Annotated in this window: 15 protein-coding genes; 6 read left to right on the top strand and 9 right to left on the bottom strand. The window is 71.8% G+C overall.

Annotated features, from left to right (window positions below; genetic code table 11):
* Positions 1-381: 381 nt before the first annotated feature.
* Both recO and ACLJWH_RS16130 read left to right on the top strand, forming a co-directional pair.
* Entirely contained in the window at positions 382-1128 is a 747-nt protein-coding gene (gene recO / locus ACLJWH_RS16135; RefSeq protein WP_411142400.1) for a DNA repair protein RecO, read from the top strand.
* Between the two features lie 50 nt (positions 1129-1178).
* On the top strand, positions 1179-1994 hold the full coding sequence (locus ACLJWH_RS16130) for an isoprenyl transferase (RefSeq protein ID WP_411142399.1): 816 nt from the start codon (positions 1179-1181) through the stop codon (positions 1992-1994).
* A gap of 664 nt (positions 1995-2658) precedes the next feature.
* Here the strand turns inward: ACLJWH_RS16130 and ACLJWH_RS16125 are convergent.
* The 4 genes from ACLJWH_RS16125 to ACLJWH_RS16110 all read right to left on the bottom strand — a co-directional run bounded on the left by ACLJWH_RS16125 (position 2659) and on the right by ACLJWH_RS16110 (position 5934).
* The gene (locus ACLJWH_RS16125) at positions 2659-3084 is read right to left on the bottom strand and encodes a Fur family transcriptional regulator (RefSeq protein ID WP_411142398.1); all 426 of its coding nucleotides are present in this window, start codon (positions 3082-3084) and stop codon (positions 2659-2661) included.
* A 164-nt stretch (positions 3085-3248) separates the two neighbouring features.
* Positions 3249-4151, bottom strand: coding sequence for a metal ABC transporter permease (locus tag ACLJWH_RS16120; protein WP_411142397.1), 903 nt, complete (start codon positions 4149-4151; stop codon positions 3249-3251).
* Positions 4151-4918 (bottom strand): metal ABC transporter ATP-binding protein, encoded by a 768-nt coding sequence (locus ACLJWH_RS16115; protein ID WP_411142396.1) that lies wholly within the window; start codon positions 4916-4918, stop codon positions 4151-4153. The genes ACLJWH_RS16120 and ACLJWH_RS16115 overlap by 1 nt, the downstream gene beginning before the upstream one ends.
* 38 nt (positions 4919-4956) lie before the next feature.
* A complete protein-coding gene (locus ACLJWH_RS16110) occupies positions 4957-5934 on the bottom strand; it encodes a metal ABC transporter substrate-binding protein (protein WP_411142395.1) in 978 nt (325 codons plus the stop codon).
* Positions 5935-6099: 165 nt separating this feature from the next.
* On the opposite strand from ACLJWH_RS16110, the gene ACLJWH_RS16105 reads away from it, so the two are divergent.
* Positions 6100-7482, top strand: a complete 1383-nt coding sequence (locus tag ACLJWH_RS16105) for a glycine--tRNA ligase (protein ID WP_411142394.1) — start codon at positions 6100-6102, stop codon at positions 7480-7482.
* 148 nt (positions 7483-7630) lie between these two features.
* Here the strand turns inward: ACLJWH_RS16105 and ACLJWH_RS16100 are convergent, their stop codons facing one another.
* Positions 7631-8050 carry a hypothetical protein gene (locus tag ACLJWH_RS16100; protein ID WP_411142392.1) on the bottom strand — a complete coding sequence of 140 codons (420 nt, stop codon included), beginning with the start codon at positions 8048-8050 and terminating at the stop codon, positions 7631-7633.
* 176 nt (positions 8051-8226) lie between these two features.
* Between ACLJWH_RS16100 and ACLJWH_RS16095 the strand changes: the two genes are divergently transcribed.
* Entirely contained in the window at positions 8227-9441 is a 1215-nt protein-coding gene (locus ACLJWH_RS16095) for a sensor histidine kinase (RefSeq protein ID WP_411142391.1), read from the top strand.
* Entirely contained in the window at positions 9438-10088 is a 651-nt protein-coding gene (locus ACLJWH_RS16090) for a response regulator (protein ID WP_411142390.1), read from the top strand. Before ACLJWH_RS16095 ends, ACLJWH_RS16090 begins: the two co-directional genes overlap by 4 nt.
* A gap of 138 nt (positions 10089-10226) precedes the next feature.
* On the opposite strand, the gene ACLJWH_RS16085 is transcribed toward ACLJWH_RS16090, so the two are convergent.
* The 3 genes from ACLJWH_RS16085 to ACLJWH_RS16075 all read right to left on the bottom strand — a co-directional run bounded on the left by ACLJWH_RS16085 (position 10227) and on the right by ACLJWH_RS16075 (position 13576).
* Entirely contained in the window at positions 10227-10808 is a 582-nt protein-coding gene (locus tag ACLJWH_RS16085) for a TetR family transcriptional regulator (RefSeq protein ID WP_411142389.1), read from the bottom strand.
* Positions 10809-10936: 128 nt separating this feature from the next.
* Positions 10937-11941 (bottom strand): aldo/keto reductase, encoded by a 1005-nt coding sequence (locus tag ACLJWH_RS16080; RefSeq protein WP_411142388.1) that lies wholly within the window; start codon positions 11939-11941, stop codon positions 10937-10939.
* Between the two features lie 186 nt (positions 11942-12127).
* Positions 12128-13576 carry an MFS transporter gene (locus ACLJWH_RS16075; RefSeq protein ID WP_411142599.1) on the bottom strand — a complete coding sequence of 483 codons (1449 nt, stop codon included), beginning with the start codon at positions 13574-13576 and terminating at the stop codon, positions 12128-12130.
* 141 nt (positions 13577-13717) lie between these two features.
* On the opposite strand from ACLJWH_RS16075, the gene ACLJWH_RS16070 reads away from it, so the two are divergent.
* A complete protein-coding gene (locus tag ACLJWH_RS16070) occupies positions 13718-14770 on the top strand; it encodes a helix-turn-helix transcriptional regulator (RefSeq protein WP_411142387.1) in 1053 nt (350 codons plus the stop codon).
* Between the two features lie 130 nt (positions 14771-14900).
* Here the strand turns inward: ACLJWH_RS16070 and ACLJWH_RS16065 are convergent, their stop codons facing one another.
* Positions 14901-16358 carry an MFS transporter gene (locus tag ACLJWH_RS16065; protein WP_411142386.1) on the bottom strand — a complete coding sequence of 486 codons (1458 nt, stop codon included), beginning with the start codon at positions 16356-16358 and terminating at the stop codon, positions 14901-14903.
* Between the last annotated feature and the right edge of the window lie 161 nt (positions 16359-16519).

Raw genomic sequence — 16519 nt, 5'->3', positions numbered from 1 at the left:
GCGCGTCCGGGTATGGCGTCAACGCCGTCGTTCCGGCCATGGAGGCGTACGCTCCGGCCATTCTGATCGCCGCGGCCGCCTTTCGGACGGCCTGTCGCGCGGTGCCGGGCAGTGGCCCATCCCTTTGTCCGTCGGGTAATTACGGCGCCGGATTCCGCCGCCGGATCACTTCCACAGTGTCACGCTCCGCATACGAACGGTGAAAACCCGCACGGGGGATGAATGCCCGCGTGGAACGTGCGGGCGGCAAGGAATGGACCGCGGCGGCGGATCAGGGAAGTGACGGGCGCGGCGGGGAAATTGCGGGGCGGTCCCTGCGCGGGCGGGCGGTGCGTCGGCCTGCGGGCATCCCGCCCGCGGGCATACGGAAGAATGGACCGCATGAGTCTGTTCCGCGACGACGGCATCGTGCTGCGCACCCAGAAGCTGGGTGAGGCGGACCGGATCATCACGCTGCTCACCCGGAACCGCGGGCGGGTCCGTGCCGTGGCCCGCGGGGTGCGCCGGACGAAATCGAAGTTCGGGGCGCGGCTGGAGCCGTTCTCCCACGTCGACGTGCAGTTCTTCGCGCGCGGCGCCGAGCTGGTCGGGCGCGGGCTGCCGCTGTGCACGCAGAGCGAGACGATCGCGGCGTACGGCAGCGGGATCGTCACGGACTACGCGCGCTACACCGCGGGCACCGCGATGCTGGAGACCGCCGAGCGGTTCACCGATCACGAGGGCGAGCCCGCCGTACAGCAGTATCTGCTGCTGGTCGGCGGGCTGCGGACGCTCGCCCGCGGTGAGCACGCACCGCATCTGGTGCTGGACGCGTTCCTGCTGCGCTCGCTCGCCGTGAACGGCTATGCGCCGAGTTTCGACAGCTGTGCGAAGTGCGGGCTGCCCGGCCCCAACCGGTTCTTCTCGGTGGCGTCCGGCGGCGTCGTCTGCGGTGACTGCCGGGTGCCCGGAAGCGTCGTACCCTCCTCTGAAGCCATCGGGCTCCTGGGGGCGCTGCTCACCGGGGACTGGGCGGCGGCGGACGCCTGCGCGGCGCGGCATGTCCGGGAGGGCAGCGGGCTCGTCGCGGCGTATCTGCACTGGCATCTGGAGCGGGGCCTGCGCTCCCTCCGGTACGTAGAGAAATAGCTGTGGACAATCGGCTCGGCCGAGACAGAGACATTGGGAGACGTGGGCGGATGGCACGACGCGGGATTCTGGGCCGCAACCGACGGGAGTACGAGGCGCCCGAGCCGCACCCTTCCGGTGCGCGCCCGCCGAAGATTCCCGGTGAGCTGGTCCCGGGCCATGTGGCGATCGTCATGGACGGCAACGGCCGGTGGGCCAAGGAGCGCGGGCTGCCGCGCACCGAGGGCCACAAGGTCGGCGAGGGCGTCGTCCTGGACGTCCTCAAGGGCTGCATCGAGATGGGCGTGAAGAATCTCTCGCTGTACGCCTTCTCGACCGAGAACTGGAAGCGCTCGCCCGACGAGGTGCGTTTCCTGATGAACTTCAACCGCGATGTCATCCGGCGCCGGCGGGACGAGATGGATGCACTGGGAATCCGGATCCGCTGGGTCGGCCGGATGCCCAAGCTGTGGAAGTCCGTGGTGCAGGAACTTCAGGTCGCGCAGGAGCAGACCAAGGACAACGACGCGATGACGCTGTACTTCTGCGTCAATTACGGCGGGCGTGCGGAGATCGCGGACGCGGCGGCGGCGATTGCGGCGGATGTACGGGCCGGAAAGCTGGACCCGTCGAAGGTCAGTGAGAAGACCGTCGCGAAATACCTGTACTACCCGGACATGCCGGATGTGGATCTCTTCGTCCGGCCGTCCGGTGAGCAGCGCACGTCGAATTACCTGATCTGGCAGAGCGCCTACGCCGAGATGGTTTTCCAGGACATTCTGTGGCCGGATTTCGACCGGCGGAATCTCTGGGACGCCTGCCTCGAATACGCCAAGCGGGACCGCAGGTTCGGCGCGGCTCCGGATGCCGAGCACACGCGGAACTAGCCGGCCCCCGACAGCCGTCCGCCGCGATGCGTCAGGCGTGATGCGTAGGGCGGGATACGCGTGTGCCATGACGCGTACGCCGTGCGCATACGACGCGCGCATACGGCACACGTACGACAGCCGGGTACGTCCGTAGGCGTACGACACACGAAGTGGGTGGGGAGCGCGGGCACGGGAGCGGTGGCCGGCCGGTTCGGTGCGCCGGAGGGTCCCGTCCCGGGCGCTGTAGGGGGGAGGGGGCTCGGTGCCGGTGCCGGTCTCGGTGCCGCCGGGCCGACCGGGGCGCCCCGGGCCGGTGAACGGCCGGGGCCGGAGACGGGCCCGGAGACGGAACGTATGGGCACCCCGGGCAGGAGGCGCGACCGGCGGCGTCGGGCACGCGGTATCCCGCCCGGCCGGTGCCGGACCGGTGCTCACGTGTTCAGCCGGGCGGCGGCCGGCTCACCGGTCCCTTCGCTGCCGGGGGCCGGCGCGGCCCGTGGTCCTGGGCGGCGCGGGCGTCCTCGCGCAGGCCGACAGGCCGACAGGCCAGCAGGGTGCTCACCGACCGGACCGCGCTGTGGCAGGTGCCGCTGTCGGCGCTGTGGAACGTGGACGGGCGACCCGGGCCGGGCGATCCGGCAGCCCGCGGTGCGCGGGGCCGCCGGGCAGCCGCCGGGCCGGGTCAGGCCCCGGCGGCCGACTCCGCGCAGTCGCCGCAGGTGCCGAAGATCTCGATGGTGTGCGCGACGTCCTTGAAGCCGTGCTCGGCGGCGATCTGGTCGGCCCACTTCTCGACCGCGGGGCCCTCGACCTCGACGGCCTTGCCGCAGGCCCGGCACACCAGATGGTGGTGGTGATCGCCGGAGCTGCACCGGCGGTAGACCGCCTCGCCGTCGCTGGTGCGCAGCACATCGACCTCGCCCGCGTCGGCGAGGGACTGCAACGTCCGGTAGACGGTGGTCAGCCCGACCGAGTCGCCCCGGTGCTTGAGCATGTCGTGGAGTTCCTGGGCACTGCGGAACTCGTCGACCTCGTCGAGGGCGGCCGAAACGGCGGTCCGCTGCCGCGTCGACCGGCCGCGTACCGGAGATCCCGCGCTCGTCGCCACCGTTGCCTCCCTAAGACCTCAGGACTTCTTCCCCCTGGACGGGCGTTCGGCCATTGTGCCAGGTGATGGCCGGAAACCGGGTGGGACGCTTACCGGTACATCTATCTCCGTGTCCGGGGCCGGGCCCGCGCCCGGGTCCGCCGCGGAGCGCCGCGCCCGCACGGTCACACGCTCACGTCGTCGGCCGGGGTGCGGCTGCCCGGTACTTCCAGAGTGCACCCTTTCGCGGTGCCCGTAGTGCCCGCGGCGGCCCTGGCGCGCCTTCTCGCGAGCGGCGCGGCGAGCACGGTGGAGAGGACGAACAGGGCGATCGCGAAGAGCACGATGGTCGCGCCGGACGGCACGTCCACGTAGTACGAGGTGGCGGTGCCGGTGAGGGTGACCGCGACGCCGACCGCGATGGACACGACGAAGGTCACCGCGAAGCTGCGGCTGATCTGCTGGGCGGTCGCGACCGGGATCACCATCAGGGCGCTGACCAGCAGCAGGCCGACCACCCGCATGGCGACCGTGACGGTGACCGCGGCGGTGATCGCGATCAGCAGATTCAGCAGCCGGACCGGCAGGCCGGTGACGCGGGCGAACTCCTCGTCCTGGCAGACCGCGAACAGCTGGCGGCGCAGGCCGATGGTGATCAGCAGCACCAGGGCGGCCAGCACATAGATCATCGTCATGTCCTGCGCCGAGACGGTGCTGATCGAGCCGAAGAGATAGGTGCTGAGGTTGGCGTTGGACCCGGCGTCGGAGAGGTTCATCAGCATCACACCGCCCGCCATGCCGCCGTAGAACAGCATCGCCAGCGCGAGGTCGCCGCGGGTCTTGCCGTACCAGCGGATCAGCTCCATGGCGAGCGAGCCCGCGATGGCGACGGCGGTGGCGACCCAGACCGGGCTGAAGTTCAGCAGGAAGCCGAGGCCGACACCGGTGAGCGCGACATGGCCGATGCCGTCGCCCATCAGCGCCTGCCGGCGCTGGACGAGGTAGATGCCGATGGCCGGGGCGGTGACGCCGACGATCAGGGCGGCGAGCAGGGCCCGCTGCATGAAGGCATAGTTCAGGATGTCCATCAGGTCAGCAGTCCTGTACGCATCGGTTCCGCGGCCGCGTCGGCGTGCGGGTGGACATGGTCGTGGCCGGGCAGCGCGTGCTGGCCGACGGCCTCGGGCGGCGGGCCGTCGTGGACGACGCAGCCGTCCCGCAGCACCACCGCGCGGTCGATGAGGGGCTCCAGCGGGCCCAGCTCGTGCAGCACCAGCAGCACGGTGGCCCCGCTGCCGACCTGTTCGCGCACCGCGCTCGCCAGCACTTCCTGGCTGGTCAGGTCGACGCCGGCCATCGGCTCGTCCATGATCAGCAGTTCCGGTTCGCCGGCCAGCGCGCGGGCTATCAGCACCCGCTGGTGCTGGCCGCCGGAGAGCGCGTTGACGGAGTCCCGGGCGCGGTCGGCCATCCCGACCAGCTCCAGCGCGCGGTGCACGGCGGCGCGGTCGGCCTTGCGCAGGACCCCGAGCTTCGTACGGGCCAGCCGGCCGGACGAGACGACCTCGCGGACGGTGGCGGGGACGCCGCCGGCCGCGGTGGTGCGCTGCGGGACGTAGCCGATCCTGGCCCAGTCCCGGAAGCGCCGGAACTCCGTGCCGAACAGCGACAGCGCGCCGCCGGTGAGCGGGACCTGGCCGATCACCGACCGGACGGCGGTGGACTTGCCGGAGCCGTTGGCGCCGAGCAGGGCGACGACCTCGCCGCGGTGCACGGTGAGATCGACCCCGCGCAGTACCGGGCGGGAGCCCAGCGAGGCGGTGGCGCCGCGCAGGTCGACGACCGGCTCATCCATGGTGACCTCCGTCATATGGGGTGTCCGCGGGCGCCGGCTCACTTGGCGCCGAGCGCCTTCTGGAGGGCGGCGAGGTTGGCCTGCATCACGCCGAAGTAGTCCTTGCCGCGGGACTTGTCCGTGATGCCTTCGAGCGGGTCGAGGACATCGGTCTTGAGGTTGAGGTCGCCGGCCAGGGCCTTCGCGGTGGCCGGGTTGGCGATCGTCTCGAAGAAGATCGTGGAGACGTGGTGCTCCTTGGCGAGGTCGTGCAGTTCCTTGACGCGGTTGGCGCTGGGCTCGGACTCGGGGTCGATACCGCTGATGGCCTCCTCGGTGAGGCCGTAGCGCTCGGCGAGGTACCCGAAGGCCGCGTGGGTGGTGACGAAGGTGTCGGAGGTCCGGTTCTTCAGACCGTCCTTGAAGGCCGTGTTCAGGCCGTCCAGCTTCTTGACCAGGGCATCGGTGTTCTTCTGGAAGTCGGCCTTGTGGTCCGGGGCGGCCTTGGCGAGGGTGGCGTTCACGCCCTTGGCGACCTCGGCGTACTTCACCGGGTCGAGCCAGATGTGCGGGTCCTTGCCGGCCTCGGACTCGGAGTGCGAGTGGTTGTCGCCGGTCGTGTGGTGGTGGCCGTCGACCTCGGTGCCGTGCTCTTCGAGCGTGGTCAGGGCGGCGGCGTCGGCGACGTTCTTCACCCCGGACTGCTTGACGGCGCTGTCCACGGCGGGCTGGAGCCCCTTGAGGTAGACGATCGCGTCGGACTCGCCGAGCTGGGCGATCTGCTTCGGGGTGAGGTCCAGGTCATGCGGTTCGACGCCCGGCTTGGTGAGGTCGGACACCTCGACATGCGATCCGCCGATCTGCTCGGCGAGGAACTCCATGGGATAGAAGGACGCCGTCACCTTCAGCTTGCCGCCACTCCCGGTGCCGCCCCCGCTTCCGTTGGCCTCGGGGGTGGAGCAGGCGGAGAGGGCCAGCAGGCCGAGCATCGAGGCTCCGGCGAGGGCTGCGGTGGATATGCGACGGCGTACGTTCATGACAGTCATTTTCAACAAAGATGGAAACGATTGTCAACTAAGCATATGGATGCGGGCCGGCCGCGGGCCCGGCGGCGAGCGGGCGCGGAACCGATTTGATCCCGGGGGTACGGCCGCCGGTACCCTGGGCCATTCGCTGTTCGTCGTCGTAATGAAGAGAGCACCGTGGCCGCCGACAAGATCGATACCATCGTCAGCCTGAGCAAGCGCCGTGGCTTCGTATTCCCCTGTAGTGAGATCTACGGCGGCTCCCGCGCCGCCTGGGATTACGGTCCCCTCGGCGTGGAGCTCAAGGAGAACCTCAAGCGCCAGTGGTGGCGCTCCATGGTCACCTCGCGCGACGACGTCGTCGGTCTCGATTCGTCGGTGATCCTGGCCCCCGAGGTGTGGCAGGCATCCGGCCATGTCGCCACCTTCACCGACCCGCTCACCGAGTGCACCTCCTGCCACAAGCGCTTCCGCGCGGACCACCTGGAAGAGGCGTACGAGGCCAAGCACGGCAAGCTGCCGGCGAACGGCCTCGCCGACCTCAACTGCCCGCACTGCGGCAACAAGGGCGGCTTCACCGAGCCCAAGCAGTTCTCCGGCCTGCTCTCCACCCACCTCGGCCCGTCCCAGGACACCGCCTCGGTCGCCTACCTGCGCCCCGAGACGGCGCAGGGCATCTTCACCAACTTCGCCCAGGTGCAGCAGACCTCGCGCAAGAAGCCGCCGTTCGGCATCGCGCAGATGGGCAAGTCCTTCCGGAACGAGATCACTCCGGGCAACTTCATCTTCCGGACCCGTGAGTTCGAGCAGATGGAGATGGAGTTCTTCGTCAAGCCGGGCGAGGACGAGCAGTGGCAGGAGTACTGGATGGAGCAGAGGTGGAACTGGTACCTCGACCTCGGCATCCGCGAGGAGAACATCCGCTGGTACGACCACCCCGCCGAGAAGCTCTCGCACTACTCCAAGCGCACCGCTGACATCGAGTACCGCTTCAACTTCGGCGGCACCGAGTTCTCCGAGCTGGAGGGCGTGGCCAACCGCACGGACTACGACCTGTCCGCGCACGCCAAGGCGTCCGGCCAGGACCTCTCCTACTTCGACCAGGAGGCCGGCGAGCGCTGGACTCCGTACGTCATCGAGCCGGCGGCCGGTGTGAACCGCGCGATGCTCGCCTTCATGCTCGACGCGTACATCGAGGACGAGGCGCCCAACGCCAAGGGCAAGATGGAGAAGCGCGTGGTCATGCGGCTCGACCCGCGCCTGGCGCCGGTCAAGGTCGCGGTGCTGCCGCTCTCCCGCAACCCGCAGCTGTCGCCGAAGGCGAAGGGCCTGGCGACGGACCTGCGCAAGAACTGGAACATCGAGTTCGACGACGCGGGCGCCATCGGCCGCCGCTACCGCCGCCAGGACGAGATCGGTACCCCGTTCTGCGTCACGGTCGACTTCGACACCCTCGACGACAACGCCGTCACGGTGCGCGAGCGCGACACGATGAAGCAGGAGCGCGTCAGCCTGGACCAGATCCAGACGTACCTGGGCTCGCGGCTGCTCGGCTGCTAGTGCCGGGAGGGGCACCGGTTCCCCGCGCGGCGCGGCGGACAGCTCACGCGAGGCGCCCCCCGGTATGACGACAAGCGCCGGCCGGGCCCGGATCATCGGGCCCGGCCGGCGCTTGTGGTGTGTACGGGGCCGGGAAAGCCTGGCCGCGTCAGCCGGAGAGCCGCGAGGCCGTCCGCGCGGCGAGTGTTCCGCACAGGGCGGCCAGGGGGAGTTCGGCGGCGAGGGCCATGGCGAGCGCACCGGCCAGTTCCTGGCCCGGGGCCGCCAGCGCCACATCGGCGCAGGCGTCGGCGACCAGGAGGAGGGCCGCCGCGGTGGCCGGCGCGCGGTGACGGGGATCGGCGCGTACGAGGCGGGTGCCGGCGGTCAGCAGACAGACCGCCTCCGCCGCGTCCAGGGCCACCCAGGCCACCGCCTCCCGGGGCGGGAGGGTCGCGGCGAGGTAGCCCAGCCACGGCAGCAGGGCCAGTCCGGCACCCATCAGAAGCCGCCCCTGCCACCGGCGTGCGGCACCGGCCGAGGAGTAACTGCGGCTGGAACAAGGCGAGGTGAGGGCGATGAGGCTCATGGAGTGGGTCTCTTCCGGCTGCGGTGAACCCGGCTTTCGGGCTCATCACCACCCTTCCGATCCGGGCCGCAGAAGTCGGTAACGCGGTTGTCCGACTTGGGGTGGCACTGGATACACCCCCGGTGTGGACACTGGCTTCATGGTGGCCCCGGCGCACCGCCGCCTATCGTTTGATCATGACCATTCCACCCCGGCTGCGCCGCGCCCTCGCCCGGCTGCGGCGCGACATCCTCTTCATCGCCGCCGGAGTGCCGCTGCACCTCGTCTCATCACTGTTGTTCGCCTGGGCGGGGGTCCTGCTGGCCGAGACCCTGGCGGGTACCTCGTCCAACGCCCCGGTGCTGCTGGTCGCCCCGCTGGCGCTGCTGGCCGTCGCCGGGTACGGGCTGACCGAGGCGCAGCGGTGGCGGTTCCGGGCGCTGTGCGGGGTGGATCTGCCGCGGCTGCGGTTCACCGAGAAGAAGCGGCAGTTCGCCTACAACTGGCTGGTCGGCCCGCTGCTCGGGATCCTCGGACTCCTGCTGCTCGCGCTGCTGGTGGTGGCGCTGGTGGCGGCGCTGGCACTGGCCTGGGCCTGGGCGGTCCCGTGGAAGTGGCGGGTCGAGCATCCCGGCTACTGGGCCCAGGCCGCGTTCACCAGTGTGCTGGGGCTGTTGGGACTGGCCACGGTGCCCGCGCTGGCCGCCGGGCTGGTACGGCTGGAGAACCTCGTCGGCCGGGCCGTGCTCGGCGTCAGCTGGGCCGACGAACTGGCGCAGCGGGTCGAGGACCTCACCGAGAGCCGGGCCGGTGCGGTGGACGCGGCGGACGCGGAACGCCGCCGTATCGAGCGTGATCTGCACGACGGCGCGCAGCAGCGGCTGGTCTCCCTCGCGCTGAACCTGGGGCTGGCCAAGGCCACCCTCACCGATCTGCCGCCGGCGGCCCGGGAGGCCATCGAGGCGGCGCACCGCGAGGCGAAGGAGGCGATCGAGGAGCTGAACAGCCTCGTGCGCGGCCTGCACCCGGCGGTCCTGGACGAACTCGGGCTGGACGCGGCGCTGTCGGGGCTCGCGGCCCGCGCGCCGCTGCCCGTACGGCTCCGGGTCGATCTGCCGGAGCGGGCCGGGCCGGCCGTCGAGGGGGTCGCGTACTTCGTCGTCTCGGAGGCGCTGACGAATGTCGCCAAGCACGCGCGGGAGGCGACCCGGGCCGATGTGACGGTCACCCGGCTGGGCGGCATACTGCGGGTGGTGATCGCCGACGACGGAATGGGCGGCGCCGATCCGGCCAGGGGGACCGGTCTGCGGGGCCTCGTCCAGCGGGTCCGGTCGGTGGACGGGACGTTCCGGATGAGCAGCCCTGTGGGGGGCCCGACGATGATGAGCGTGGAGCTGCCGTGCCCGAGATGAGACGTGCCGTGATCGCGGAGGACTCCGTGCTGCTGCGGATCGGGCTGGTCAAGGTCGTGGAGATGGCCGGCTTCGAGGTGACGGCCGAGGCAGGGGACGCGCAGGGGCTGTTGGCGGCGGTCGCGGAGCACCGGCCGGACATCGCGGTGGTGGACGTCCGGATGCCGCCCGGCTTCACGGACGAGGGGGTGCGGGCGGCGCTGGCGATCCGGCGGGAGTGGCCGGGGACGGCGGTGCTGCTGCTGTCCCAGTACGTCGAGGAGCGGTACGCGGCCGATCTGCTGGCGGCGAACACCGGCGGCGTGGGCTACCTGCTCAAACAACGGGTCGCGGACGTCGAGGAGTTCATCGAGGCGCTGCGGCGGGTCGCGGCCGGCGGTACGGCGCTGGACCCGCAGGTGGTCGCGCAGTTGCTGGTACGGCGGGCGAGCGACCCGCTGGAGCGGCTGACCGGACGCGAGCGGGAGGTCCTGGCCCTCATGGCGGAGGGCCGGTCCAACGCGGGCATCGCCGCACAACTGGTCGTCAGCGAGAGCGCGGTGGCCAAACACATCAACAACATCCTCGCCAAGCTGGACCTGCCGAAGGCCGGCGCCGACCACCGGCGGGTGCTGGCGGTGCTCCACTTCCTGGGCGTCGGAACCTGAGACCGCGCCGCCCGGCGGCCGGGCGGCACAGTGGCCCCGCGGTCCGGTACGGCGCGGTCCGGCCGTGGCGGTGGCGGGTGGCCGGTGGCGGCTGTGACGGTGGTCGTGAACGGTGGGCGGCGGTGGCGGGCGGGGTCGTCAGGCGTGCAGGCCGCGGAGCACCAGGTCGCGGACGGCGTCGAAGTCGGCGGTGATCCCGGGACGGGACCATTCGGGGGCGTACCCCGGGTCGTGGAAACGGCCGGTGGCGTCGAAGACGGCTCGGGCCGTGGTGGCGGGGGAGGGGGCGGTGAAGGCGCCCTGGGTGACACCGGCCTCGATGAGGATGGTGAGCTGGGCCTCCAGATCGGAGATGTGCCGGTCCACCACGCCGCCGCTCTCGCCGATCAGGGTCATGTACGTGGCGAACAGCTCGGGGTCGTCGCCCGCCTTGTGGCGCTTGGCCTCGAAGAGGGCGGTGAGCCAGCGGTCCAGGCGGTCCGGGGCCGGGCCGTCCTCCGCGACGATGGTCTTCAGCTGCTCGCTCGTACGGTCCAGCCACCGCTCCGTGACCGCCTCCCGCAGCGCCGCCTTCGTGCGGAAGTGGCGGTAGACGCTGCCGTGGCTGACGCCCAGGGCGCGCGCCACATCGACGACCGTGGCCTTGGCCGGGCCGTAGCGGCGCAGCACCTCCTCGGTGGCTTCGAGGATGCGCTCGGGGGTCAGGGTCTCGGGGGGCATGGGACGGGCCGGCCTTTCGGGGAGGAGCGGGCGGGGCGCCGGGCGGGACACCCGGGCGGGACACCCGGGCGGGCGTACGCCAGGTACGTAGGGACCGTACCCGGCGGGCCCGGCGCGCGTCCCGGGGGTCAGCGCTCGCTGTCCAGGTGGGCCATCTGCTCGGCCGGATAGCGGTCGCCGGCGGCGGCACCGGCCGGTACCGCGCGCTCGATCGCGGCCAGGTCGTCGGCGTCCAGCGTGATCTCCACGGCGCCGAGCGCCTCGGCCAGGCGGTCGCGGCGGCGGGCGCCGACCAGCGGGACGATGTCCTCGCCGCGGGAGAGCACCCAGGCGATGGAGGTCTGGGCGACCGAGACGCCCTTCTGCTCGGCGATCTTGCGCAGCGCGTCCACCAGGTCGAGGTTGCGGTCGAGGTTCTCGCCCTGGAAGCGCGGGGACATCCCGCGGAAGTCGTTCGCGGTGAGTGCGCGGCCGCGCTGCCAGTGGCCGCTGATCAGGCCGCGGGCGAGGACGCCGTACGCGGTGATGCCGATGCCCAGCTCGCGGGCGGTGGGCAGGATCTCGTCCTCGATACCGCGGGAGATGAGGGAGTACTCGATCTGGAGGTCGGAGATCGGGGCGACGGCGGCCGCCCGGCGCAGCGAGTCGGCGCCGACCTCGGAGAGGCCGATGTGCCGGACATGGCCGGCCTCGACCAGCTCGGCGATGGCGCCGACCGTCTCCTCGATCGGCACCGCCGGGTCGAGACGGGCGATGCGGTAGATGTCGATGTGGTCGGTGCCCAGGCGCTGGAGCGAGTACGCGGCGAAGTTCTTGACGGCTTCGGGGCGGCCGTCATAGCCGGAGAAGGCGCCTTCGACGGTGCGCAGCGCGCCGAACTTGACGCTGGTCAGGGCCTTTTCGCGGGTGGCGGCGGGGACGCCGCGCAGGGCCTCGCTGATCAGGAGCTCGTTATGGCCCATGCCGTAGAAGTCGCCGGTGTCGAGGAGGGTGACGCCCGCTTCGAGGGCGGCGTGGATGGTGGCGATGGATTCGGTGCGGTCGGTGTCGCCGTACAGGGCGGACATGCCCATGCAGCCGAGACCGAGGGCGGAGGTCTGCGGGCCGGTGGTGCCGAGGGTGCGGGTCTGCACGGGGTGCTCCTCAAGGAAAGAAGGAAGAAAAGAGAGCGCGTGGTGGCGTGCACTCAGCATGGCATGACGACTGACAGATTTCAATATCTGTCAGTCGTCAGTCAGTCGTCATGTCTCGACCGGCGGGACCGACCCGACCCGACTCGACCCGCTCCCGTCCCTCCGCTCTCGTCCCCCTGCTCCCCGTCAGCGCAAGGTGCGCGGCAGACGGAAGGTGAGCGCCGTGGTGCCCAGGACCAGTGCCAGTTGCGTCAGCAGGGCCGCGAGCAGCGCGTCGCGGATGCCCAGGGTCGGCAGGAGGGAGAGGAAGAGGGTGCCGAGGGTGGCCACACCGAGGGCGAGGCCGGACTGCTGGGTGGTGACCATGACGCCGCCGCCCACCCCGGCCTGCGCCACCGGCAACTCGCTGAGCACGATGCGCAGCAGCACCGGCAGCACCATGCCCTGGCCCAGGCCCAGTACCGCCATGCCCGGCGCGAGACCGGCCACCGACACACCGGGCCAGCCCGCGTGGACGGTCAGTGCCAGGGCGGCCAGCCCGGCCGCCTGGATCAGCGAACCGGCCGTCACCACCCGCCGCCCGAAGCGCTGCACCAGTCGCGGACCGGCCAGCGAGGCGAGGAAGAACGTCAGGCAGAGCGGCAGCAGCGCCAGCCCGGCGGAGAACGGGCCGTAGTGGAGGCCGGTTTGCAGGGCGACGGCCACCACGAACATGAAGCCGCCGAAGCCCACCGAGAACGGCACGATCACGGACAGACCGCTGTGCACGGACGGGATGCGCAGCAGGGACGGCGGGAGCAGCGGCGTCCGGCCCGCGCGTTCGGCCCGCCGCTCGACGACGGCGAACGCGGCCGCCGCGAACGGGAAGGCGGCGATCAGCAGCCAGGACCACAGCGGCCAGCCGGCCGCCCGGCCCTCGGTCAGCGGCAGCAGCAGGGTGATCAGCGCGGCGGCGAGCAGCACGGTGCCGGGGCCGTCCACCCGCGTGGGGTGCGGGGAGCGGGTCTCGGGGACCGTACGGGCGGCCAGCAGCCAGGCCGCGGCGGCGATCGGGACGTTCACCAGGAAGACCGCGCGCCAGCCGGTGCCCGCCAGGTCGGCCGAGACCAGCAGCCCGCCGAGTACCTGGCCGAGGGCGCTGGAGACACCGGCTGTGCCGCCGTACAGGCTCACCGCCTTCGCGCGGCGCCGGCCGCTGGTCGTGGCCTGGATGGTGGCCAGCACCTGCGGCAGCAGCAGCGCGGCCGCGGCGCCCTGGGTCACCCGGGCGGCCACCAGCGTCCAGGCGTCCGGCGCCAGCCCGCAGGCGAGCGAGGTGATACCGAAGGCGGCCAGGCCCCACAGGAACAGGCGGCGGCGCCCGATCATGTCACCGAGCCGGCCGCCGAGGACGAGCAGCATGGCGTACGCGACGCCGTAACCCGCCACCACCATCTCCAGCGTGGCGGCGCCCGCGTGCAGATCGCGGCCGATGGTCGGCAGCGCCACATTGACGATAAAGAAGTCGATCATGGGTAGCGCCGCGCCGAGCAGGACGGTCAGCAGGCCGAGCGGGGTCAGGACGGCGGCGGCAGAACGGGCGGGGGCAGGCGTGACCGGCGCGGTCGGCGCGGTAGGTGTGCCTCGTGTGGCCACTGCGGTCGGGGAGAGGGTCGGAATGCGGTTGTCGCTCACGGGGACGACGATCGTCCGCCGCGCAGAGGGGTACCAGGGTCTCCTTATCCTGGTACCCGCGCTACCTGGCAACCGGATGGGGCCTTTGGCATCCTGGAGCGCATGACCGTGGACGCAACGATGACGCAGGCGCCGGACGCGGACCGGCCCCCGGGCCACGCACCGCGTACCGAGGCCCCGCCCGCCGGAGCGCCAGGTACCGACGCCCGGCCTGCCGAGGCTCCGCGCACCGCTGCCCCGCGTACCGGTCCGCGCGACGCCGCTGCCGCCGACGCCGCCGTCCGGCGGGCCGAACTCGCCGCCTTCCTGCGCAGCCGACGGGAGCGGATCACGCCCGAGCAGGTCGGGCTGGTGCGCGGCGGCCGTCGGCGCACCCCCGGGCTGCGCCGCGAGGAGGTCGCGCATCTCGCGGCGGTCGGTGTCACCTGGTACACGTGGATCGAGCAGGCACGCGACATCCAGGTATCGCCGCAGGTCCTGGATGCGGTCGCCCGTGCGCTGCTGATGGACCGCGCCGAGCGCAACCACCTCTTCGTGCTGGCCGGGGTGGCCGATCCGCTGCCGGACACCGAGTGCACCGGCGTGCCGCGCGCGATGCGGCAGGTGCTGGACCAGCTGTCTCCGTTCCCCGCGGCCGTACAGAACGGCCGGTTCGACATCCTCGCCTACAACCGGCCGTACGGGCGGCTGCTCTGCGATCTCGACGCGCTGCCCGAGGAGGACCGCAACTGCCTGTGGCTGGCGTTCACCCACCCCGGGTGGCGGGCGAGCCTGGTCGACCGGGACGCCACGGTGCGGGTGATGGCCGCCAAGTTCCGGGCGTCGATGGCCGAGCATGTCGCGGAGCCCGCCTGGAAGGCGCTGGTCGCGCGGCTGACGGAGGCGTCGCCGGAGTTCCGGGAGATCTGGGCACGGCACGAGGTCGTCCGGTCGGTGAGCAAGACCAAGATCTTCCGCAATGCGCAGGTGGGCACCCTCCAGCTCGTCGCCACCAACTTCTGGACGGGCCCCAACCCCGGCCCCAGGCTGCTCTCCTACACCCCGGCGGACGAGGAGTCCCGGCAGCGGCTGGTGCGGCTGGCCGAGCTGGACGCGGCCGGACCGGAGCAGCCGGCGCGGACCCGGCAGGGGGAGCGGCCACTCGCCGGGGTGTGACGGGTACGCCGCGCCGTGCTCACGGCCGCGCCGTCCCGTAAGCGCCGAGAACCGTACGGGCCCGGAACCGCATGGCCCCGGCGGCGCTCAGGTCCGCCCGCTCTCCGCAGCGCTCAGGACCGTACGTCGCTCAGGACCGCACGTTCTGCGGCGTATGGCCGCGTGGCGGCTCCTCGTCGAACAGGTCCGCCGTGCGGTGGGCCGTGGCGCGGGCCCAGCGGCCGGTGGTCAGGACGCCGAGCAGCAGGATGAGCCCGCCGCAGCCGGTGATGATCCACCAGGCGGGGCGGCCGGCCCTGAGGAAGTCGTTGCCGGTCGCGGCGGCGCCCATCCCGCTCGCCAGCACCGCGCCGATCACCGCGACGCCCAGGGACTGCCCGACCTGCCGGCTGGTGGAGGCGACGGCGGCGGCCACCCCGGCCTGGGCGCGGGGCATCCCCGACACCGCGGTGTTCGTGATCGGCGTGTTGACCAGGCCGAAGCCGATGCCGAACAGGACATAGCCGGTGAACAGCAGGGCGTTGGTCTGCTGGGCGTCGAACACGGCGAAGAGCACCCCGCTGATCCCCATCGTGACCCCCGCGAGCACCAGCGGCAGCCGCGGACCGCCACCGGCGACCAGCCGCCCGGAGACCGGCGCGAAGACCAGCGTCATACCGGCCATGGGGATCATGTAGAGCCCGGCGTCCAGGGCGGACAGCCCGCGGATGTTTTGCAGGTAGAGGGTGTTCATGAAGAGGAAGCCGCCGAGCGAGGCGAAGGCGGCGATCGCGACGACGGTGGCGCCGCTGAACGGCACGCTGTGGAAGAAGCGCAGATCGATCAGGGGTTCCGTGCGCCGGTGCTCGTACCGGATCAGGCAGGCCAGACAGGCCGCCGCGAGCAGTGCGACGGTGATGATCACGGGCGAGTCCAGGCCGGCGTCCGGAGCCTCGATGATCGCGTACGTCACCGTGCCCAGCAGCCCTATGACCAGCAGCTGCCCGACCGGGTCGACGCGGCGCGGCCTGGGGGCGCGCGACTCCGGGACGTAGCGCAGCGTCAGGAAGAGCGCGAGGGCGCCGATCGGGACGTTGATCCAGAAGATCGACCGCCAGCCGACGGTCTGCACCAGCAGCCCGCCGACGATCGGCCCGGCCGCCATGCTGATGCCGACCACCCCGCCCCACACCCCGATGGCGCGGGCCCGCGCGCGGGGATCGGTGAAGGTGTTGGTGATGATCGACATCGCGACGGGGTTGAGCATCGAGCCGCCGACCGCCTGCATCATCCGGAAGATCACCAGCCACTCCAGGCTGGGCGCGAGGCTGCACAGCAGCGAGCCGAGCGAGAAGACGATCAGTCCGACCATGAAGACCCGGCGCCGGCCGAGCCGGTCGGCGGTCGAGCCGGACAGCATCAGCAGCGACGCCAGGACCAGCGTGTAGGCGTCGATCGTCCATTGCAGGCCGGAGACCGAGGCGTGCAGTTCCTTCTGGATCGACGGCAGGGCGACATTGAGGACGGTGTTGTCGAGGCTGACGATCAGCAGGCTCATGCAGCAGATCGCCAGCACGAGCAGACGCCGTCGGCGGCTGAGCTCAGGCATGGATGAACGCTACAACGATCCGGGAACACGGGCCCCGGCGGATCCGGTCGTGCCGTGCGGGACAATGGGGGGTCGGGCCGGTCGTACGCCCCGGGGCTCCGCCCCCGCCGCGCCGCCCGGCCCCGGCCGGCCCGCCGCCCCCGTCCGCTCATCCGCCCGTC

It is taken from the genome of Streptomyces sp. x-80 (assembly GCF_046549095.1).
Taxonomy (GTDB): Bacteria; Actinomycetota; Actinomycetes; order Streptomycetales; family Streptomycetaceae; genus Streptomyces; species Streptomyces celluloflavus.
Note: the sequence above shows the minus strand (reverse complement) of the source record. Positions and strands in the feature narration are given on the sequence as shown.